This is a genomic window from Rhodococcus sp. 05-339-2 (genome assembly GCF_002258965.1).
In the GTDB taxonomy this organism is placed as follows: Bacteria; Actinomycetota; Actinomycetes; order Mycobacteriales; family Mycobacteriaceae; genus Rhodococcoides.
In genome coordinates, this window is record NZ_NOYW01000021.1 from 532,956 (window position 1) to 552,831 (window position 19,876).

Consider the following 19,876-nt stretch of genomic DNA (forward strand, 5'->3'; position numbering starts at 1 on the left):
CGATGCGTGGACTCGACCCCTGGAAATCGCCCGATCCGCTCGGTGAGGCCCTGCACTTTCTACGGATGACCGGATCGTTCTACGTACGATCGGAGATGAGCGGTTCGTGGGGTCTCGACCTGCCCGCCATGGAGGATGCGCTGTGGTTTCACACGGTGGTGGACGGTCGGTGCCTGCTGGCGGTTCCCGATGAGCCGACGCGGGAGTTGGTGCCAGGCGATTTCGCGTTGGTCCCTCATGGGCGCGGTCATGTTCTCTCCGCCGACGCGGATGCGGCGACACGAGCGGTGAGTGTGTACGACCTCCCGCACGAGTACGTCAGCGACCGCTATGCGGTGATCACTCACGGTGAAGGAGCAGGACCGCCTGCCACTCTGGTGTGCGGGGCGGTGCGGCTGGATCACCCTGCGGCGCAACAGCTCGTTCGTCTGCTCCCTGCCGTGGTGTTCGTCGATGCGGAGCCAGGACCGCAGCAAACGAGGATGCAGAACGTCCTGGCGATGGTGGCGGACGAAGCCCGAGTTCTCGAGCCCGGGGGAGAAGCGGTCATCACCCGGCTGTCCGACATTCTGGTGATCCTGGCGCTGCGGTCGTGGATCGGCAACACTGCGCGAGCGCAGTCGGGGTGGCTCGGAGCGTTGCAGGACGATCGAATCGGCGCTGCTCTGGCTCTGATTCATCGACATCCTCACCAGCGGTGGACCGTTGCGGCTCTGGCGTCGAGCGCGAACATGTCGCGTTCGGCGTTCTCGGCGCGTTTCACCGAGCTGGTCGGTAGATCCGTGATGAGCTACCTGGCCACGTGGCGAATGCAGGTCGCATATCAGACCCTGCGTTCCGAGGACGTCGCGCTGGCCGAATTGGCCCGGCGCAGTGGGTATCTCTCGGAGGCGGCGTTCGGGAAAGCGTTCAAGCGGGCGATGGGGGTCTCGCCTGGAAGTGTGCGTTGCCGTCCCGAGGTGTCGATGGCCGCGGTTCAGTCGAGCAGATGACGGAGATAGCTGTTTGGGTCCTCGAGGTAGCGACGCCAATGCTGGACCAATTCGAGTTCGTCCCAGGTGCTTCGGCGCAGACCGTGTTCGCCGACTTCGACGATGTCGGCACCGGGGGTCGACGCCAGAATCGGTGAATGGGTGGCGCAGACGATCTGCGCGCCCTCGTCGCCCAGCTCGGACATCAGTGCAACGAGCTGCAGGCTCGCGGTGAACGACAAGGCAGATTCCGGCTCGTCCAGAACGTAGAAGCCGGGTTCGGCCAACATTGCACCGAACATGGTCAGGAACCCTTCGCCGTGGCTCATCTCGGCGGTGTTCTCGTCCCAGAATCCCGGCATCCCGCCGAGGTTTTCGGCCATGTCGAACGCGGTCTCGGCGCGCAGAAAGAAGCCGCGCTTCTGCTGTCGCGGACCACGAAGCATTCGAGAACCCCGCGGTGTGGTCTCGAGCTCGAGTACCTCACCGAGAGCGCTCGTCACCTCGTCGAGTCGACGCGACTGCTGCGCCGCCCGACCGCCGCGGGCATCGATTCCGAAACCCTCGGCGATCGCCTCGACCAAGGTGGATTTACCGGAACCGTTGTCGCCGACCAGAATTGTGACCGGTGCCAGGAATTCGAGTCCGTCACGGGCGAGGTCGGCGACTGCGGGCACGGTGAAGGGCCAATCCGCTCCGACGTCGTCGGTGTGGACGTACGCGCGCTCTACGAACATGGTTCAGGCAGTGACCAGGCGGTCGACGTAACCGGTCTCGTGGGCGGAGTCCGCGCTGCAGGTGTAGAAGACCCACTGCGCCGACAGGTCCGCCGAATCCCCGAACCGATGGTCGACCTTCGCTGCGCACAAACTGCCCGCACTGGTGTCGTGGCAACGAAGACTGCTGGGTATGTACATCACCCCACTGTAGGCGCGATCGACGAAGACGATTACCGACGTCGCGAACGGGGATGTATCCACGTGGTGCCCTCGGTGAGACTCGAACTCACACTGGACGGGTTTTGAATCCGTTTCCTCTGCCAATTGGGATACGAGGGCTGGCGTCTTTCAAGCAACGATTGACGAGTTTAGAAGATGCGCTTTCGGCGTCGCGCACCGGTACCCTTCAGATGCTCGACGGCCCCGATGGGCGATGACTGTCAAAGGAGACCGATACAGATGAACGCTCCTGGTGCGCACGGTACTGGCAAGCCCCCGCTTCGTGTGGTGGTGGCAGAGGACGAATCCCTGATCCGGCTCGACCTCGTGGAGATGCTCCGCGAAGAGGGCTACGACGTCGTCGGTGAAGCGGCCGACGGTCAGCAGGCGGTGGAGTTGGCCGTCGAACTGCGTCCCGATCTGGTCATCATGGACGTGAAGATGCCGCGTCGGGACGGAATCGATGCGGCATCGGAGATCGCCGAGAAGCGTATCGCGCCCGTCGTCATTCTCACCGCGTTCAGTCAGCGCGAGCTCGTGGAGAAGGCGCGCGATGCCGGAGCGATGGCGTATCTGGTCAAGCCGTTCACAAAGGCCGATCTGATGCCTGCGGTGGAGTTGGCCGCCAGCCGTTTCGGTGAGATCTCCGCGCTGGAATCCGAGATCGTGGATCTGCAGGACCGGCTCGAGACGCGCAAGCTCATCGAGAAGGCCAAGGGCATCCTGATGGAATCGCAATCTCTCACAGAACCGCAGGCGTTCAAGTGGATTCAGCGCGCCGCCATGGATCGCAGGACGACGATGAAGGCCGTCGCGGAGGTCGTGATCGACACGCTCGGTACCCCTGCGAACAAGCCTGTGGCAGAGAGCTGATCGGCCCTCGAAAGCTACGGCCACGTAAAACTTCGACTCCCTAGGTCACAGTCAGGTCACGAGCGTCGTTCTAGGCCTTGCGAATCAGCTCCGAGCATTAGCGTCTGACCCACACGTGAGCCACATGTAACTCAGGTGCGCTTCATCGACGAGCAATTTCAAGGAGAACCTAGATGGCAATTCGGACCTATGTCCGCACGGCTGCGGTGCTGAGCGTTACCTCGCTCGCACTGTTCGGCTGTTCGTCGAGCGACGACTCGGGCTCGACCGACTCCACCAGTGCCAGCGGCGGCACTGCAGCCGCGGAAACGACCGTCTCCACCGACTGCACGCCCGAGCAGGCCACTGCCGGGGCAACCCCGGATACGGCACCGCTGGTGGTGGGCACCCTTCTCCCCGAGACCGGAACCCTGGCCTTCCTCGGCCCGCCCGAAGTTGCCGGCGTCCAGTTGGCCGTCAACGACGTCAACGCCGCCGGTGGCGTCCTCGAGCAGCCCGTCACGCTCATCCCCGGTGACTCGGGCGACACGACGACCGATACCGCCAACACCACGGTCGACCGTCTGCTCGCCGGCGGTGCCGACGTCATCGTCGGTGCGGCGTCGTCCTCGGTCTCGCTCAAGGTCATCGACAAGATCGCCAGCGCAGGCGTCGTGCAGTTCTCGCCGGCCAACACGTCCGACCAGTTCGTCTGCTACCCGGACAAGGGTCAGTACTTCCGTACCGCACCCACCGACGTGCTGCAGGCACAGGCCTTGTCCCAGCTGATCGCCCAGGACGGTGCGCAGCGCGTCGCCATCCTCGCGCTCAACGACCCGTACGGTACGGGCCTGGCCGCGAACACCGCGGACAACCTCGAAGAGGCCGGCATCGCGGCGGACCAGATCCAGACCACGATCTACGACCCGAACGCACAGTCGTTCAACGCAGAGGTCGACGGCGTGAAGAACTTCAACCCGGACGCCGTGGCCATCATCGGCTTCGAGGAGTCCGCGAAGATCATCACCCGTATGCACGAGATCGGCATCGGACCGTCCGACGGCACGCTGGTCTACGGAGTCGACGGCAACATGGGTAACGCCCTCGGAGAGTCGGTGGCAGCAGGTCTGCTGGACACGATGCGTGGCACCACCCCGTTGACCGACGTCGGCACCGGATTCCAGGATCGTCTCAAGAGCGTGGATCCGGCCCTGGTTGACTTCAACTACGCAGGCGAGTCCTACGACGCGGTGGTCATCTCGGCACTCGCGGCCGAGCAGGCCAAGTCGACGGCAGGCACCGACATCGCTGCGAACATCAACAGCGTCACCAAGGACGGCACCAAGTGCACCAGCTACGCCGAGTGCCTTCCGCTCGTCAAGGCCGGAACCGACATCGACTACGACGGAATCACCGGCGCGCTGAACTTCAGTGACGCAGGAGAGCCCGCCACCGGTTCCTACGGCAACCTGGTCTTCGGACCGGACAACACCCTGACGACGGACGGTTACATCGTCGTCGGTGAGTGATCTGTAACTGTCACACAGCCTCTGGGCCCGAGTCCTCGATCAGGAGTCGGGCCCAGTGGCTTGCGTATGTGCCGCACGTTCGACGGCAGCGAGAAGGCCCCGGTTCGATGTCGATCGAACCGGGGCCTTCGTCGTTGCGAGGAGCTACTTCTTCTCTTTGCTTCCTGCCAGCGTGCCGAGATACAGCTCGATCACCTTCGGGTCGTTCATCAACGCCGGACCGGTGTCGGTGTAGGCGTTACGGCCCTGATCGAGAACGTAGCCGCGGTCGCAGATCTGGAGGCAACGACGGGCGTTCTGCTCGACCATGATGATCGACACGCCCGCTGCATTGATCTTCTTGCAGCGGATGAACACCTCGTCCTGGAACATCGGTGACAGTCCGGCCGACGGTTCGTCGAGCAGCAGTACCGACGGCTCCATCATCAGTGCGCGTCCCATGGCGACCATCTGTCGCTCGCCGCCGGACAGTGCGCCCGCCTTGACCTTCTTGCGCTCACCGAGCAGCGGGAACAGTTCGCTGACGAACTCGAATCGCTCGCCGAACTTCTTGGGACGCAGATAGATTCCCATTTCGAGGTTCTCTTCGATGGTCAGCGACGGAAAGACGTTCTGTGTCTGCGGAACGTAGCCGACTCCCTTGGTGACCAGGACGTGCGCTTCGGCGGAGGTGATGTTGTCACCTCGCAGTTTGACGCTGCCCTCACGGACGGCAACCAGCCCGAACAGGGTCTTGAGGAGGGTCGACTTCCCGGCTCCGTTGGGTCCGATGATGCCGACGATCTCCCCGTCGTTGAGGAAGAAGTTGCATTCACTGAGGATGTTGACGCCCGGGATGTACCCGGCCACCAAGCCGTCGGCGCGCAGCAATGCACCTTCGGCGAGGCGGGCGTGCTCCTCGGGTGTCGCGGCGAACTCTGCCGGCGTCAATGTCTGTTCGCTCATCGTTCGTCCTCCTCGGCCCGGTGCGAGCCGCCTTCGGTCACGTCGGTTACCACCGGGTGTACGAACTCCGGCTCCGAGAGGTCGCCTCCCGCTTCGAGTTCCTCGGCCTCGGCCTTCTTCAGTGCCTCTGCGAGCTCCGCAGTGGCACCGACCGGATTGCCGTCGGCATCGAATTCCAGAGCCTGATCGTGATGGCTACCGAGATACGCATCGACGACGGCTCCGTTGTTGGAGAGCTCCTCCGGGGTGGATTCGGCAATGATGCTGCCCTGTGCCATCACCACCACCCAGTCACTGATGTCGCGGATGACGTCCATGTCGTGCTCGACGAACACCACCGTCATACCGTCGTCGCGAAGCGACTTGATGTGCCCCAGAAGCGATTGCGTCAGAGCAGGATTGACCCCGGCCATCGGCTCGTCGAGCATGACCACCGACGGATCGGTCATCAGCGCGCGCGCCATCTCGAGCAGCTTGCGTTGGCCGCCGGACAACGAGCCGGCCAAGTCGTCGGCCTTGGCGTCGAGCTTGAAGCGCCCCAATAGCTCGTAGGCGCGTTCGGTGATCTGACGTTCCTGGGCCTTCCACGTCCACGGCATGAACGTGTTGATCATGCGCTCGCCGCGCTGACCGGTTGCGCCGAGCCGAACATTGTCCAGCACAGTCAGTTTCGACAGCGCCTTGGTCAACTGGAACGTACGGACGACACCTTTGCGTGCCACCTGGTGCGGATGCATCCGACCCAGTTCCTGGCCGTCCATCGACCAGGTACCGGTGTCGGGCCTATCGAATCCCGTGAGCAGATTGAACAGGGTGGTCTTGCCTGCGCCGTTGGGCCCGATGAGTCCGGTGATGCACCCACGCTGGATCTCCAGGTGCGCCACGTCTACGGCTTTCAGGCCGCCGAAGGTGCGCGAGACGCCGTCGACCACCAGGGTGGCGTCGGGCTTGGGGGATCCGGGCTCGTTGGCGACACCGGCGAACAACGCCGACCGCTGATCACTCGACAGTGCTTTGGCAGCACGTGATTCGAGGGTGCTTGCTTTCTTGCTCGGTGCCGCTGTTGCGGCGGCATCCTTGCTCGGGTCAGGCATTGAGTTGAACCTCTCGCTTGTTGCCGAGAATGCCCTGAGGTCTGAACACCATCAAGACGGCGATCAGAATTCCCAGGAGCACGAACCGCGTGGCACCGACCTGCGCGCCGGTGAGGTTGAGCACCGGGTCGTCGCCGGAGATCAGCTGTCGCAGAATGGCATCGGGAATGGACAGCAGGAACCAGAAGAGCATCGCGCCCAGGACGGGGCCGAACACCGTTGCGGCGCCACCGAGAATGAGGGCACCGAAGGCGAAGAACGTCTGTGCCGTCGAGTAGAAGTCCGGGTTGATGGACTGGGTTTGCAGTGCGTTGAACACGCCGCCCATGCCGCCGATGACACCACCGAGAACCAGCGCCTGCATCTTGTAGACGAACACGTTCTTACCCAGCGAGCGGGCCGCGTCCTCGTCTTCACGAACGGCCTTGAGCACACGTCCCCAGGGGCTGTGCGTCAGGAGGTAGACCACCCCGCACAGCAGCAGGACCAGCGTCCAGCCGACGAGCATGGCCCACAGGTCGTTACCCAGGAATCGCACGCCGATGAAGCTGTACGTCTTGCCACCCTCGAACGGACTCATGCTGGTGAACGGGCCGGCGAAGCCGGTGATGCCGTTGGTCGACTTGGTCACCGAATCCGTTGCGGTGGAACGAAACACGAGTCGCAGAATTTCCGACGCGGCGATGGTGACGATCGCGAGGTAGTCGGCTCGCAGTCGCAGAGTCGGGATGCCGAGCACGAGGGCGAGCAGTCCTGCCGCGGCGAGACCGACCAGAATGCCGAGCCAGAGCGGCTGTTCGTAGGTGATCGTGGTGATGCCGACACCGTAGCCGCCGAGCAGTGCGAAGCCGATCTGGCCGAAGTTGAGCAGTCCGGCGTAGCCGAAGTGCAGGTTAAGGCCGATGGCGAGCAGAGCGTAGAAGATGGCGGACGGGCCGACCAGCTGAGCGAGTGAGATCTGAAGTGCGCCGATGATATCCATGTGAAGGTCACCCGATCCTTTGTCGCGAGCCGAGGATGCCCTGTGGACGGACGACGAGGATGAGAATCAAGACGAGCAACCCTCCGATGTATTTGAGATCGGGATTGATGACCAGCGTCGACCACTGCACGAGCAGACCGACGATGACGCAACCGAGGAATGCGCCGTAGGCCGTTCCCAGGCCACCCAGTGTGATGCCGGCGAACATGAGCAACAGAAGTTTGAAGCCCATCTCCCACTGGACGCGACCGCCGAGTTCGGAGAGCCCGAACAACACGCCGCCGAGGGCAGCCAGGCCGCCGCCGAGGCACCAGACGAACGTGACCACGCGCTCGACGTTGATGCCGGAGGACGCGGCCAGATCCCGGTTGTCGGCCACCGCACGCATGGCCTTGCCGATCTTGGTGCGCTGCAGCATCAGCGCGACGCCGACCAGGACGACGATGCTGATGACGATGCAGGCGAGGTTGACGTTGGTGATCGACAACGGACCCCAGTCGTTCTCGGTCTGCGCCTGGTAATCGTCGAAGGGCTCGGAGCGATCCGAGAAGAAGATCAGGATGAGGTAACGCAGTGCGATCGCCAGGCCGATGGTGACCACCAGCTGAGCGATGAGGCCGGTTCGCCGCTTGCGCAACGGCCGCCAGATCAGGGCATTGTTGAGCCAGCCGATCGCGACTCCGACGACTATCGCGAGCAGCGTGGCCGGGATCAGTTGTATGCCGACACTGACGTTGAAGAACCACGCCGCGACGGCACCGAGCGTGACGAGTTCTCCGTGTGCGAAGTTCGTCAGACCGGTGGTGCCGAAGATCAGACTCAGCCCTACCGCGGCGAGCGCGATGACGAGGCCGAAACGGAAGCCGTCGACGGTGGTGCGAACGAACTTCTCGTAGAACGGAATGGTGGTGGCGGTTCTGGCCTCACCGAACGAGAAGATGACGGTGTTGGAACGCCCGGCCTGCACATCGCGCTGGACCTCGCCCTGGACGCTGACGCCGTCGGGGAGCGTTTCCTGAACCACCTGGAACGTGTAGGTGCCGGGAGACAGTTCGAGGGTCCACCGGCCCCCGGTTTCACTGGTGGTACGGGCCACTTCGGAGCCGGACGCGTCGAGCGCCGCGACGTCGACGCCGACGAGTCGTTCGCCACCGTTGTTCAGGGATCCGGCGACGCTGACCGCGTCCGCCGGTGGTGCCTGTTCGGCACTGGTCCCCGGCGCTGCCGGGGGAGTGGGGGTAGGTTCCTGGGCCAATGCCGGCGCACTGAACAGCAGGGCGGCAATGGAACTCAGAACGGCGAGTAGGAGTGTTCGCTGAAGGAGCCGAACGGCAGATCTTGCGCGCAACCTCGGCGGTTGCACCTTTCTGGTCCATCGAACATTTGGAGCCACGCACGTCCTCCGGACGGTTGTCGTTGTGCCACGGGTATGTGGGTTTCCTGCAATTGTCGGACTCTATCCGCTGAAACGACGCAAAATCGGCGACTGAGATTTCCGGAAAGTATCGGTTGTGTTTCGCGGTGCGCGGCGTGCGCATCGAGTGCGATCGCGTCGTGGCGCGCGCATCCGGCTACGAGTTGTCGGACCGTCTCCCTAGACTGGTCAACCGTGAGCCCAGTAACGGAGAAAAGTGCAGCGCCCGCAGCCGAGACCGATGCGAAAGCGGGCGGAGAGCGGCCCACGTTGCTGCTCATCGACGGCCACTCGATGGCCTTCCGTGCCTTCTTCGCGTTGCCCGCGGACAACTTCAAGACCACGAGCGGTCAGTCCACCAATGCGGTGTACGGGTTCACCTCGATGTTGATCAATCTGCTGCGGGACGAGAAACCGACGCACATCGCGGCGGCGTTCGACGTCTCGCGGCAGACCTTTCGCGCCGAGCGGTACCCCGAGTACAAGGCCAACCGCAGCAAGACGCCCGACGAGTTCGCCGGTCAGGTCGACATCACCAAGGACGTACTCGGGGCCATGGGTATCCCGGTGATGGCCGAGGCGGGCTTCGAGGCCGACGACATCATCGCCACTCTGGTGACCCAGGCAGAGGCACTGGGGTACCGCGTTCTGGTGGTCACCGGCGATCGCGATGCGCTGCAGTTGGTGACGGACAACGTCACGGTGTTGTATCCGCGCAAGGGTGTGTCGGATCTGACTCGGTTCACCCCCGCCGAGGTCGCCACCAAGTACGGGTTGACGCCATCGCAGTACCCGGACTTCGCGGCCCTGCGCGGAGACCCGAGCGATAACCTCCCCGGCATTCCCGGGGTCGGCGAGAAGACCGCGACCAAGTGGATCATCGAATACGGTTCCCTCACCGCTCTTGTCGACAACGTGGACAAGGTCAAGGGCAAAGTGGGAGATGCACTGCGGGCCAACCTGTCGAGTGTGGTGCTCAACCGCGAGCTCACCGAGATGGTCCGCGATGTGCCGTTGCCCTACACCCCCGATCAGCTCGAACTGGCTCCGTGGGATCGCGAGAAGATCCACGCCTTGTTCGACGACCTGGAGTTCCGCATTCTGCGGGACCGATTGTTCGAGACGCTCGCGTCGGTCGAACCCGAAGCAGAAGAAGGTTTCGACGTCCGCGGCGGCATTGTCGCGCCCGGCGATCTGGCCGCATGGCTGGGAGAACACGCGGCCGACGGCCGACGGAGCGGGCTGTCCATCCTCGGCCCGCGTCGGCCTTTCGACAGCGACGCGACGTCGGTGGCGATCGCTGCGGCCGACGGGGAAGGCGCGTTCGTCACGACGACCGCTCTGGACGAATCCGACGAGCAGGCACTTGCCGCCTGGCTCGCCGATCCGGCACAGCCGAAGGCTCTGCACGAGGCCAAGTGGGCTCTGCATGCAGTTCGTGGCCGCGGCTGGACCCTCGGTGGGTTGACCACCGACACAGCCCTTGCGGCGTACCTGGTGCGGCCCGGGCAGCGGTCGTTCAACCTCGACGACCTGTCGTTGCGCTACCTCAAACGCGAACTCCGGGTGGAGGATGCGGGTGAAGGCCAGATGTCGTTGCTCGATGCCGAGGACACCGCCGATGCGGCGTTCGCGGAGGGCGAGATTCTCAAGGCGCGGGCCGTCATCGACCTGGCCGATGCGTTGGACGCCGAGCTCGCCGCCATCGAGTCGACCACCCTGCTCTCCGAGATGGAGCTGCCGCTGCTGACGGTGTTGGCCGATGTCGAGGCAACGGGTATCGCCGTGAACGGTGATCACCTCCGCGCATTGCAGTCCGGATTCGCTGCGCAGGTGGACGAGGCTGCGAACTCCGCCTACGGCGTGATCGACAAGCAGATCAACCTCGGGTCACCGAAGCAGTTGCAGGTGGTGCTGTTCGAGGAACTCGACATGCCCAAGACCAAGAAGACCAAGACCGGCTACACCACCGACGCCGATGCGCTGCAAGGGTTGTTCGAGAAGACCGAGCATCCGTTCCTGAAGTTCCTGCTCGATCATCGGGACGCGACGCGGATGAAGGTGACGGTCGACGGCCTGCTGAAATCCGTCGCCGACGACGGACGCATTCACACCACGTTCAATCAGACGGTCGCGGCAACCGGGCGACTGTCGTCCACCGAGCCGAACCTGCAGAACATTCCGGTGCGCAACGAGGCGGGACGCCACATCCGTGACGGCTTCGTCGTCGGGGCCGGATACGACACGCTTCTCACCGCCGACTACAGCCAGATCGAAATGCGCATCATGGCGCACGTCTCCGGCGACGAAGGGCTGATCGAGGCATTCAACACCGGCGAGGACCTGCACAGTTTCGTCGGTGCCAGGGCCTTCGGAGTGCCGATCGAGGAGGTCACGCCCGAACTGCGTCGCCGCGTCAAGGCCATGTCGTACGGATTGGCCTACGGACTGAGCGCCTTCGGTCTCGCCGCGCAGCTCAAGATCTCCACCGACGAGGCGAAGCAGCAGATGGAGGCGTACTTCGCGCGGTTCGGAGGCGTCCGTGACTACCTGCGCAACGCCGTCGAGGAAGCGCGCAAAGTGGGATACACCTCCACGCTGTACGGCAGGCGCCGCTACTTGCCCGACCTCAACAGTGACAATCGTCAGCGCCGCGAGGTCGCCGAGCGGGCCGCTCTCAATGCGCCCATCCAGGGCACCGCCGCAGACATCATCAAGGTCGCGATGATCGACGTGCACCGATCGCTGGCGGAGTCGACGCTGAAGTCGCGAATGCTCTTGCAGGTGCACGACGAATTGGTACTCGAAGTCGTCGACTCCGAGCGCGAGGAAGTCGAGGCACTGGTACGCGACAAGATGTCCTCGGCCATCGAACTGTCGGTGCCCCTGGAAGTCTCGGTCGGCACCGGTCGCAGCTGGGACGCCGCGGCACACTGATTCGACCCATGGCCAGGCGAAGGGCCGCTCACCGAATTCGGTGAGCGGCCCTTCGCTCTATGTACGGCTGCGGCGAACTACTCCGCCGCGGGAGCCTGCTCGGCGATCTGCTGGCGTACGACGTCCATGTCGAGTGCCTTGATCTGACCGACAAGGTCTTCCAGCGCCGGTGCAGGCAGTGCGCCGGGCTGTGCGTAGACGAGAATTCCTTCGCGGAACGCCATGATCGTCGGGATCGACTGGATCTGCGCTGCCGCAGCAAGACCCTGCTCGGCCTCGGTGTCGACCTTGGCGTGCACGACGTCGGGGTGTGCGTCCGACGACTTCTCGAAGGTGGGCGCGAACTGGCGGCACGGTCCGCACCAGGACGCCCAGAAATCGACCAACACCACGTCGTTGCTCGTCACGATCTCGTCGAAATTCTGCTGGGTCAAAGTCTGAGTGGCCACGCGGTCCCTTTCGTTTGATTGCGCTTCTGCTGTGTCTCAACGCAGGTACTCGCCGGAATCATCCCGACCGTGTCGGAGCGCGGCGGGTCAGGCTGGTTGGGGTGCAGCGCGGAACGTGCGGCGGTAGGAGTTCGGTGTGGTGCATCGCAACCGCACGAAGTGTTGCCGCAGAGCCGCGGCATTTCCGAAGCCGACCACCTCGGCGATCGAATCCATCGGAAGATCGGAGTTCTCCAACAGTTGCTGCGCTGCCAGTACTCGCTGGTCGTTGAGCCAGCGCGCCGGCGTCGTTCCGGTTTCGGCCGCGAACCTGCGGGCGAAGGTTCGCGCAGACATGTTCACCCGCGCCGCCAGTCGACCGATGGTGAGCTCGGAGTCGAGATTCTCGGTCATCCAATCCAGCAGCGGAGCCAGTGTCTCGGTGCGAGTGGCGGGCAGCGGACTGGTGACGAATTGAGCCTGCCCGCCGTCGCGATGCGGAGGAACGACCATCCGGCGGGCGATCCCGTTGGCCACGACGCTGCCCTGGTACTTGCGCACGATGTGCAGGCACAGGTCGATGCCGGCTGCCGTGCCTGCGCTGGTGAGCACGTTGCCGGCATCCACGTAGAGGACGTTCGGATCCACCTGTGCCAGGGGATATTTCGCGGCCAGCGAGTCGGAGTGCCGCCAATGCGTCGTGCAGGGTCTGCCGTCGAGAAGACCCGCTTTGCCGAGTACGAACGCACCGTTGCACAGGCTCGCGACCATCGCGCCTCGTTCCACCGCCGCGCGCAGTTTGGCCAGCAGAGGTTCGATGGACGCGTCGTATTCGGTGCCGCACACGAAGCTGCCGTCGACTGCCGCCTCGGTGCCTCCCGCCGGAATGATGATCAGATCGGCGGTGTCGAGGCTGTCGAGATCGTGTGGCACGTCGATGGTGTAGCCGACGCGGGTGCGGATCGGTTGTGGGACACCGGCGATCAGGGAGAAGTCGTAGGTGGGCAGTCCCTCGTCCGAGCGATCGAATCCGAACACCTCGCAGGCGACGCCCAGCTCGAACTGTTCTGTCAACGGCATCAGCGCGACGACCACTCGTTTCAGCATGTACAGAAGTATGGCAGAAAGTCGTCGATATATGGCGTTACTGCCACTCGTGCACCGTCTCCGCAGGTTGGAAGCTAGCGACATGACAATTGTATTGGTAGTTGTGCTGCTGTTCCTGGCCCTCGACGCCCTCGTGGTCGCAGGTGTCGCTCCCGATACCCACGCGGAGGTGACTCAGTTCGGCGATTACCGGTTCTAGGGTGCGTGGATCAGCCGATTCGCCACTCCCGCTTGGCCTCGCCGTCCCATCGGCGCAGCGCGACCGCAGATCCGACCAGATCGTCGACGTCTACCGAGAGCAGGCGCACCGCCGCTCCTGCCTCCTCGGGCGTCAACCGTCGGGCCACCGTGACATGCGGTGTCCATCGGCCGGGGTCGAGGTGATCGAGCGAACGTTCGCCCACGGCCTCGTGCAGCCGGGCGTGCAGATCGAGCAACTCGCTCGACGGAACCACCAGTCTCGCCAGGGTGATCGATCTACCACCGAACACGACGAGCCCGCCGAGACGCACGTCGAACGGATCGAAGCGGACCGCATCGCCGTCGTCCACCGCGTCCGGCATCGACGCTGCCACGGCGACGGTGATGTGCGGACGATTCGATTCACCGAGGTGCCGGTTCTGGCTCGGCAGTCCGGCGTCGGACAGTACTGCCCACTCGCGGCGAACCGCAGCGTCGAGGCCGGGGTCGAGGAGAAGTTCTGCGGACTGCACCATGGAGGCCATGATGTCGCAGACGAACGGTCGCAATGCAACGGCACTACGGATCGGGGCCATGACCGGCGACGGGATAGGCCACGAGATCGTGCCTGCAACCATCCGGGTGGTCGATGCGGCCCTCGCGGCGGCCGGTGGACCGGCTGCCGACTGGGTGCACCTGCCGCTGGGGCTCGGTGCCATGGACGAGCACGGAACACCGATGCCCGAGTCCACACTGGCGGAGTTGGGCGAGCTCGAATGCTGGATTCTCGGTCCGCACGACAGCGCCTCCTACCCGCAGCCGTTCCGATCTCAGCTGACCCCGGGCGGACGGATTCGTAAGAACTTCGGTCTGTTCGCCAACATTCGGCCGGCGAAGGCACTGCCCGGCGTACGTGCAGTGTCCCCGCGAATGGATCTGGTGGTCGTACGGGAGAACACCGAGGGGTTCTACGCCGATCGCAACATGTTCGTCGGCAGCGGAGAGTTCATGCCCACTCCCGATGTGGCTCTCGCGGTCGGAGTGTTCACCCGCGCGGCCTGCGAACGCATTGCACGCGAAGCGTTCTCGTTGGCCGAGCGACGCAATCGACAACTGACGATCGTGCACAAGACCAACGTGCTGTCGATGACGACGGGGTTGTTCCGCGATGCGTGCCGCGCAGTGGGAGAACAGTTTCCGCACGTCGAGGTCATCGAGGAGCACGTCGACGCCCTTGCCGCGCACCTGGTTCGACGGGGCGAGGACTACGACGTCATCGTGGCCGAGAACATGTTCGGCGACATTCTCTCGGATCTGACGGGTGAGCTGTCCGGGTCGCTGGGTACCGCGCCGTCGATCAACTCCTCGGAAACCCAGGCGATGGCGCAGGCCTCGCACGGATCGGCCCCGGACATCGCGGGCAAGAACCGAGCCAATCCGACCGCGCTCTTCCTGTCGGCCGCGATGTTGCTCGAATGGCTTGCCCCACGGCATCGGGACGAACGGTTGGCCGCAGCCGCCGGCAGGATCCGACACGCCGTCGACGCCACGGTCGAATCCGGGGTCGCGACAGCCGACCTCGGTGGACAGGCGTCGACAAGTGCCTTCACCGAGGCCGTCGAAGCCAGGGTGCATCGGCGTTGAGCAGTGCGGTGTCTATCGGAGCGGTTTGCGGCTGCTGAAGATCGCGGTGCCGGGAAAGAGTTGCCCGCGCAATGGGCTCCACTGACCCCACTCCCGGTCGAGCCACTCCGGCCAGTCGGGTTCGACGATGTCGCGTACCTCGAGGCCTGCGGCGACCAGTTCGCGCACCCGATCGCCGATCGTGCGGTGATGCTCGACGTAGTTGGGGGTTCCGTCCGCGTCGTACTCGACGTACGGGGTTCGGTCGAAGTACGGAATCGTCGCGGTCAGCCCGGCCACGCCGGGATCGTCGGGGAACACCCAACGCATCGGATGATTGACGGCGAACACCCAGATGCCACCCGGTCGAAGAACCCGCGCCACTTCCTTCATCACATTGGCGGAGTCCGCGACGAACGGCACCGCACCGAATGCCGAGCAGACGATGTCGAAGCGCTCGTCGGCGAACGGCAAGGACTCGGCACTGGCCTGCACCAGCGGAACCGTCGACCCGCCCGCGGCCATGGCGTCGACGCCGCGCTGCAACATGCCCATCGAGATGTCGAGACCGATCGCGCGCGCACCCTGGGTCCCGAGCCAGCGGGCGCACGGTGCGCTGCCGCAGCCCACCTCGAGCACGTCCTTGCCGATGACGTCGCCCAGCAGATGCACGTCGCCCTCGTGCAGTCCCTCCGGGCACCAGACGAACTCTCCGGATTCGGTCGTCACCCCCAGGAACGCGCCATGGGTACGGTGGTAGGCCTCGGCGTCGGAATCCCACCAGAGGCGACTCGCGCGGTCGCTCGCGACCGAGTCGATTCGGCCGCGGCCGGGAGTGGACGACGGTGGGGAAAGATCGGTCACACGCCGACTCTAACCGGGTTTGTGCTGGTACTGCGGCATCGCGTACCCTGTTCAACGCGAGTGTGTTCATGCTGCGCCCAGGTCGGGTCCGCCCGGCGTCGGCGCATGCGGATCCGGCAACGGTTCCGCCGAATGTGCTCGTGTTGCACACGTTTCACCAAGTCCGACCGAACATCCATCAACCGATACCCAACCCGTCCGGAGCAACTCAACACATGCCCTCAACCACAACCTCACCGCAGGTAGCCGTCAACGATATCGGCTCCGCAGAGGATTTTCTCGCCGCCATCGACGCCACGATCAAGTACTTCAACGATGGTGACATCGTCGAGGGCACCATCGTCAAGGTCGATCGTGACGAGGTTCTACTCGACATCGGTTACAAGACCGAAGGCGTCATCCCCTCCCGCGAGCTCTCCATCAAGCACGATGTCGACCCCAACGAGGTCGTCTCCGTGGGAGATGAGATCGAAGCACTCGTCCTCACCAAGGAGGACAAGGAAGGCCGTCTGATCCTGTCCAAGAAGCGAGCTCAGTACGAGCGCGCTTGGGGCACGATCGAGGAGCTCAAGGAGAAGGACGAGGCCGTCAAGGGCACCGTCATCGAGGTCGTCAAGGGTGGCCTCATCCTCGACATCGGTCTTCGTGGCTTCCTCCCCGCTTCGCTCGTCGAGATGCGTCGCGTCCGCGACCTCCAGCCGTACGTCGGCAAGGAGATCGAGGCCAAGATCATCGAGCTCGACAAGAACCGCAACAACGTGGTCCTGTCGCGCCGCGCGTGGCTCGAGCAGACCCAGTCCGAGGTCCGCAGCGAGTTCCTGCACCAGCTCCAGAAGGGCCAGGTCCGTAAGGGCGTCGTGTCCTCCATCGTCAACTTCGGTGCCTTCGTGGACCTGGGTGGCGTCGACGGACTCGTGCACGTCTCCGAGCTGTCCTGGAAGCACATCGATCACCCGTCCGAGGTTGTCGAGGTCGGCACCGAGGTCACCGTCGAGGTTCTCGACGTCGACCTGGACCGCGAGCGTGTTTCCCTGTCGCTCAAGGCAACTCAGGAAGATCCGTGGCGCCAGTTCGCTCGCACCCACGCGATCGGCCAGATCGTGCCCGGCAAGGTCACCAAGCTGGTTCCCTTCGGTGCATTCGTGCGCGTCGAAGAGGGCATCGAGGGCCTCGTGCACATCTCCGAGCTGGCCGAGCGCCACGTGGAGGTTCCGGACCAGGTCGTGGGTGTCGGCGACGACGCACTCGTCAAGGTCATCGACATCGATCTCGAGCGTCGCCGGATTTCGTTGAGCCTCAAGCAGGCCAACGAGGACTACGCAGAAGAGTTCGATCCGTCCAAGTACGGCATGGCCGACTCGTACGACGAGGGTGGCAACTACATCTTCCCCGAGGGCTTCGACTCCGAGACCAACGAATGGCTCGAAGGTTACGAGAAGCAGCGTGAAGAGTGGGAAGGTCGCTACGCCGAGGCAGAGCGTCGCCACAAGATGCACACCGCTCAGATGGAGAAGACGGCCAAGGACGAAGCTGCCGAAGCCGCCAACACCAACTACTCCTCCGAGTCGGGTCAGGCTCCCGCCGATGCAGAAGGCGACGCTCCCGCAGCGTCGGCTCCGGCCTCGACCGGTGGATCGCTGGCCAGCGATGCGCAGCTCGCTGCACTTCGCGAGAAGCTGTCGGGCAACGCCTGATAGATGTGGTCCACCCGTGAGGGTGTGACGCCGAGCCCCGGTTCTCTCCACGAGAACCGGGGCTTTCTCGTTCGAATCAGGTGACCGAAAACTCTGCGGAAACGACGATGGACCCGGTTCGGATGAACCGGGCCCATGGTGGAGGGGGAGTGCGAACTACGCGGCGGTGGCTGGACTCCACTGGCCGACGCTCTCCGTGCGCTTGCGCATGGTCGCGAAGCTGTGGCGGGCGGGGGTCAGGAGGTTGGTGAACCAGTTGCGCCGATGGTCGGCCAACGCCGAGGCTACTTCCGGGATCAGAATGCAATGAACGCCTGCATCCATGCCAAGGCGGTGCCGACCCGGTTGGATCTGATTGCTTCGCATGGGTGTCCTTTTCAATAGCTGTGGGTCGGCACATCGAGGTCGCGCTCGTCGAAGATAACCGACGGATCTGCGAAACCGGTGCATTTGAGGCTGGTGTGCTTCGGCGTGTTCGAGTGTCAGACTGGGTGCATGCTGAGACTGGGACTGACCGGTGGAATAGGTGCCGGAAAATCGACCGTTGCGAAGGTGCTGACCGAACTCGGGGGAGTGCTCGTCGACTCCGACGTGCTTGCCCGTGAAGTCGTGGAGCCGGGAACACCTGGGCTGCAACAACTGACCGATACCTTCGGAACCGACATTCTCGCACCCGATGGCTCGCTCGACCGTCCGGCATTGGCGGCCAAGGCATTCGGCGACGAGGAATCCCGCAAGAAGCTCAACGCCATCGTTCACCCGTTGGTCGGTGCGCGCACTGCCGAGATCATCGACGGAGCAGCGTCGGATGCCGTAGTGGTGCAGGACATTCCGCTCCTCGTCGAAGGATCGATGGGCCCGTTCTTTCACCTCGTGGTCATCGTGTGGGTCGACGCCGAGGAACGGGTGCGTCGTCTCACGGGACAGCGAGGCATGCCCGAGGCCGACGCCCGGGCGCGGATCGCAGCGCAGGCAACCGATGATGCGCGCCGAGCCGCGGCCGACGTGTGGATCGACAACACCGGTGCGCCGGGAAGCGTCGACGACGACGTCCGAGCCCTGTGGAACGACCGACTGATTCCCTTCGAGCGCAACATCAGGGAGGGGGTCATCGCGCGTGTTCATCCGGAACAGGTGACTGCCGACCCCGCGTGGGAATTGCAGGCCCGACGGATCGTCTCGCGCCTGGCTCTTGCCTGTTCCGACAAGGCGGTCCGTATCGATCACATCGGATCCACCGCAGTGCCCGGCCTCGACGCCAAGGACGTCATAGACATCCAGATCACCGTGCGCGGGCTCGACGACGCCGATTCCGTAGCCGAACAGTTGCGCGTGGCAGGGTTCCCGCGGCGAGAGGACGCCGACTTCGACCATCCCAAGCCCGCGTACGGAATCGGCGGCGAAGCCGATCCGGCCGTGTGGTCCAAGCGTTTTCACGGCAGTGCAGACCCCGGCCGACCGGCGAACGTCCACATCCGGGTGGACGGCTGGCCCAATCAGACGTTCGCCCTGCTGTTCCGGGACTGGTTGCGGGCGGACGACAGCATCAGGACCGAATATTCCGGAATCAAGCGACGCGCCTCCGAGGCCGCTGCCGGAATCACGGACTTCGCATCGGCGATCGAGGCCTACGAGAACGCAAAAGCACCGTGGTTCGATGTGGCATACCGCCGGGCATGGCAGTGGGCCGAGGAGACGAACTGGACTGCGTGAATCGGGTCGGGTTGATCCTGGACCCTGAGAACCCGGGTCGGTGGATCAGGACGGTTTACCGTTCCACTCGGTCGGCATTCCGACGGACGCGAGCCACGCGTTCAGGTCGTAATCGTGTCGCGTCAGACCTTCGATGGCCGTGATCGATCTGGCCAGTGCCAGCTCGGCTGTCGGGGTATCGACGTGTTGCGCCACCCGAGCGTCGAACAACTCGTCGACGTCGAGCAGGTCGTAATCGCGGCCGGTACGGACACTGAGGTCGAGATAGTGGTCGACGGATGTCCATCGGGTGGTGCCGGCGGTGTACTCGCCGATGTCGACGTAGTAGTCCTGATCGCGGGCGTGTGCAGGCAGGTAGTGGAACACCGAGGCTCGGAGCCCGAGAGCGGGCAGCAACCAGGACTCCAGGTAGTCGAAATGGGCGTGATCCGACGGGCGGGCCATGTACAGCCCCCACGGCTCGACGCGGTATTCGTCGACGACACGGACGAACCCCTTGGGATCCACGTTCGTCTTGGCGACGAGGTCGAACGTCTCGTGCTTGGGGGCATGAACGACGGCGTGCGCACCGGCTGACGTGTGAGCGACCATGCCTGTAGAAGCTA

General features: G+C 64.2%; 19 protein-coding genes and 1 tRNA gene. 7 read left to right on the forward strand and 13 right to left on the reverse strand.

Features of this window, described 5'->3' with window-relative positions; translation table 11 throughout:
* The first annotated feature begins 2 nt into the window (after positions 1-2).
* Positions 3-992 carry an AraC family transcriptional regulator gene (locus CH273_RS27010; RefSeq protein ID WP_032394678.1) on the forward strand — a complete coding sequence of 330 codons (990 nt, stop codon included), beginning with the start codon at positions 3-5 and terminating at the stop codon, positions 990-992.
* On the opposite strand, the gene CH273_RS27015 is transcribed toward CH273_RS27010, so the two are convergent.
* The 3 genes from CH273_RS27015 to CH273_RS27025 form a co-directional block, all read right to left on the reverse strand.
* Positions 977-1,708, reverse strand: a complete 732-nt coding sequence (locus CH273_RS27015; protein ID WP_032394319.1) for an AAA family ATPase — start codon at positions 1,706-1,708, stop codon at positions 977-979. The genes CH273_RS27010 and CH273_RS27015 overlap by 16 nt on opposite strands.
* 3 nt (positions 1,709-1,711) lie before the next feature.
* Complete coding sequence (locus CH273_RS27020; RefSeq protein ID WP_032394318.1) at positions 1,712-1,951, reverse strand: hypothetical protein; 240 nt, start codon at positions 1,949-1,951, stop codon at positions 1,712-1,714.
* 1 nt (position 1,952) lies between these two features.
* Positions 1,953-2,029: transfer RNA gene (locus CH273_RS27025), tRNA-Leu, on the reverse strand.
* A 120-nt stretch (positions 2,030-2,149) separates the two neighbouring features.
* Here CH273_RS27025 and CH273_RS27030 point away from each other — a divergent pair.
* Together CH273_RS27030 and CH273_RS27035 are read left to right on the forward strand one after the other, a co-directional pair.
* Positions 2,150-2,782, forward strand: a complete 633-nt coding sequence (locus CH273_RS27030) for an ANTAR domain-containing response regulator (RefSeq protein WP_032394317.1) — start codon at positions 2,150-2,152, stop codon at positions 2,780-2,782.
* Between the two features lie 173 nt (positions 2,783-2,955).
* On the forward strand, positions 2,956-4,290 hold the full coding sequence (locus CH273_RS27035) for an ABC transporter substrate-binding protein (RefSeq protein WP_032394316.1): 1,335 nt from the start codon (positions 2,956-2,958) through the stop codon (positions 4,288-4,290).
* A 144-nt stretch (positions 4,291-4,434) separates the two neighbouring features.
* Here the strand turns inward: CH273_RS27035 and CH273_RS27040 are convergent, their stop codons facing one another.
* From CH273_RS27040 to CH273_RS27055, 4 genes are read right to left on the reverse strand one after another with little or no spacing between them, the layout of a single operon-like run.
* Entirely contained in the window at positions 4,435-5,235 is an 801-nt protein-coding gene (locus CH273_RS27040; protein WP_032394315.1) for an ABC transporter ATP-binding protein, read from the reverse strand.
* Positions 5,232-6,329, reverse strand: a complete 1,098-nt coding sequence (locus tag CH273_RS27045; RefSeq protein ID WP_032394314.1) for an ABC transporter ATP-binding protein — start codon at positions 6,327-6,329, stop codon at positions 5,232-5,234. The genes CH273_RS27040 and CH273_RS27045 overlap by 4 nt, the downstream gene beginning before the upstream one ends.
* Positions 6,322-7,311 carry a branched-chain amino acid ABC transporter permease gene (locus tag CH273_RS27050; protein WP_032394313.1) on the reverse strand — a complete coding sequence of 330 codons (990 nt, stop codon included), beginning with the start codon at positions 7,309-7,311 and terminating at the stop codon, positions 6,322-6,324. The genes CH273_RS27045 and CH273_RS27050 overlap by 8 nt, the downstream gene beginning before the upstream one ends.
* Before the next feature lie 7 nt (positions 7,312-7,318).
* Positions 7,319-8,659 carry a branched-chain amino acid ABC transporter permease gene (locus tag CH273_RS27055; RefSeq protein WP_052049316.1) on the reverse strand — a complete coding sequence of 447 codons (1,341 nt, stop codon included), beginning with the start codon at positions 8,657-8,659 and terminating at the stop codon, positions 7,319-7,321.
* Between the two features lie 261 nt (positions 8,660-8,920).
* Between CH273_RS27055 and polA the strand changes: the two genes are divergently transcribed.
* Positions 8,921-11,662 (forward strand): DNA polymerase I, encoded by a 2,742-nt coding sequence (gene polA / locus CH273_RS27060; protein ID WP_032394312.1) that lies wholly within the window; start codon positions 8,921-8,923, stop codon positions 11,660-11,662.
* Between the two features lie 77 nt (positions 11,663-11,739).
* On the opposite strand, the gene trxA is transcribed toward polA, so the two are convergent.
* The 3 genes from trxA to CH273_RS27075 form a co-directional block, all read right to left on the reverse strand.
* The gene (gene trxA / locus CH273_RS27065) at positions 11,740-12,111 is read right to left on the reverse strand and encodes a thioredoxin (protein WP_032394311.1); all 372 of its coding nucleotides are present in this window, start codon (positions 12,109-12,111) and stop codon (positions 11,740-11,742) included.
* Between the two features lie 87 nt (positions 12,112-12,198).
* Positions 12,199-13,197 (reverse strand): helix-turn-helix domain-containing protein, encoded by a 999-nt coding sequence (locus tag CH273_RS27070; protein ID WP_032394310.1) that lies wholly within the window; start codon positions 13,195-13,197, stop codon positions 12,199-12,201.
* A gap of 209 nt (positions 13,198-13,406) precedes the next feature.
* Entirely contained in the window at positions 13,407-13,913 is a 507-nt protein-coding gene (locus CH273_RS27075) for a 2'-5' RNA ligase family protein (RefSeq protein WP_032394309.1), read from the reverse strand.
* 10 nt (positions 13,914-13,923) lie between these two features.
* On the opposite strand from CH273_RS27075, the gene CH273_RS27080 reads away from it, so the two are divergent.
* A complete protein-coding gene (locus CH273_RS27080) occupies positions 13,924-15,021 on the forward strand; it encodes an isocitrate/isopropylmalate dehydrogenase family protein (protein WP_032394676.1) in 1,098 nt (365 codons plus the stop codon).
* Positions 15,022-15,033: 12 nt separating this feature from the next.
* Here CH273_RS27080 and CH273_RS27085 read toward each other — a convergent pair whose 3' ends face one another.
* Positions 15,034-15,864, reverse strand: a complete 831-nt coding sequence (locus CH273_RS27085) for a class I SAM-dependent methyltransferase (protein WP_032394308.1) — start codon at positions 15,862-15,864, stop codon at positions 15,034-15,036.
* 215 nt (positions 15,865-16,079) lie between these two features.
* Here CH273_RS27085 and rpsA point away from each other — a divergent pair, with 215 nt between their 5' ends.
* Positions 16,080-17,558, forward strand: coding sequence for a 30S ribosomal protein S1 (rpsA, locus tag CH273_RS27090; protein ID WP_027497255.1), 1,479 nt, complete (start codon positions 16,080-16,082; stop codon positions 17,556-17,558).
* 156 nt (positions 17,559-17,714) lie between these two features.
* Here rpsA and CH273_RS27095 read toward each other — a convergent pair whose 3' ends face one another.
* Entirely contained in the window at positions 17,715-17,924 is a 210-nt protein-coding gene (locus CH273_RS27095; protein ID WP_032394307.1) for a hypothetical protein, read from the reverse strand.
* A 129-nt stretch (positions 17,925-18,053) separates the two neighbouring features.
* Here CH273_RS27095 and coaE point away from each other — a divergent pair, with 129 nt between their 5' ends.
* On the forward strand, positions 18,054-19,271 hold the full coding sequence (coaE, locus tag CH273_RS27100) for a dephospho-CoA kinase (RefSeq protein WP_032394306.1): 1,218 nt from the start codon (positions 18,054-18,056) through the stop codon (positions 19,269-19,271).
* A gap of 45 nt (positions 19,272-19,316) precedes the next feature.
* Here the strand turns inward: coaE and CH273_RS27105 are convergent, their stop codons facing one another.
* Positions 19,317-19,862 carry a ribonuclease FAU-1 family protein gene (locus tag CH273_RS27105; protein WP_032394305.1) on the reverse strand — a complete coding sequence of 182 codons (546 nt, stop codon included), beginning with the start codon at positions 19,860-19,862 and terminating at the stop codon, positions 19,317-19,319.
* Between the last annotated feature and the right edge of the window lie 14 nt (positions 19,863-19,876).

Coding starts and splice junctions, on each gene's coding strand:
- CH273_RS27080 (WP_032394676.1), top strand. CDS start 13,924: ATGTCGCAGACGAACGGTCGCAATGCAACGGCACTACGGATCGGGGCC.
- CH273_RS27015 (WP_032394319.1), bottom strand. CDS start 1,708: ATGTTCGTAGAGCGCGCGTACGTCCACACCGACGACGTCGGAGCGGAT.
- CH273_RS27070 (WP_032394310.1), bottom strand. CDS start 13,197: ATGCTGAAACGAGTGGTCGTCGCGCTGATGCCGTTGACAGAACAGTTC.
- CH273_RS27105 (WP_032394305.1), bottom strand. CDS start 19,862: ATGGTCGCTCACACGTCAGCCGGTGCGCACGCCGTCGTTCATGCCCCC.
- CH273_RS27050 (WP_032394313.1), bottom strand. CDS start 7,311: ATGGATATCATCGGCGCACTTCAGATCTCACTCGCTCAGCTGGTCGGC.
- CH273_RS27010 (WP_032394678.1), top strand. CDS start 3: ATGCGTGGACTCGACCCCTGGAAATCGCCCGATCCGCTCGGTGAGGCC.
- rpsA (WP_027497255.1), top strand. CDS start 16,080: ATGCCCTCAACCACAACCTCACCGCAGGTAGCCGTCAACGATATCGGC.
- CH273_RS27040 (WP_032394315.1), bottom strand. CDS start 5,235: ATGAGCGAACAGACATTGACGCCGGCAGAGTTCGCCGCGACACCCGAG.
- CH273_RS27095 (WP_032394307.1), bottom strand. CDS start 17,924: ATGCGAAGCAATCAGATCCAACCGGGTCGGCACCGCCTTGGCATGGAT.
- CH273_RS27045 (WP_032394314.1), bottom strand. CDS start 6,329: ATGCCTGACCCGAGCAAGGATGCCGCCGCAACAGCGGCACCGAGCAAG.
- CH273_RS27035 (WP_032394316.1), top strand. CDS start 2,956: ATGGCAATTCGGACCTATGTCCGCACGGCTGCGGTGCTGAGCGTTACC.
- coaE (WP_032394306.1), top strand. CDS start 18,054: ATGCTGAGACTGGGACTGACCGGTGGAATAGGTGCCGGAAAATCGACC.
- CH273_RS27030 (WP_032394317.1), top strand. CDS start 2,150: ATGAACGCTCCTGGTGCGCACGGTACTGGCAAGCCCCCGCTTCGTGTG.
- CH273_RS27075 (WP_032394309.1), bottom strand. CDS start 13,913: ATGGTGCAGTCCGCAGAACTTCTCCTCGACCCCGGCCTCGACGCTGCG.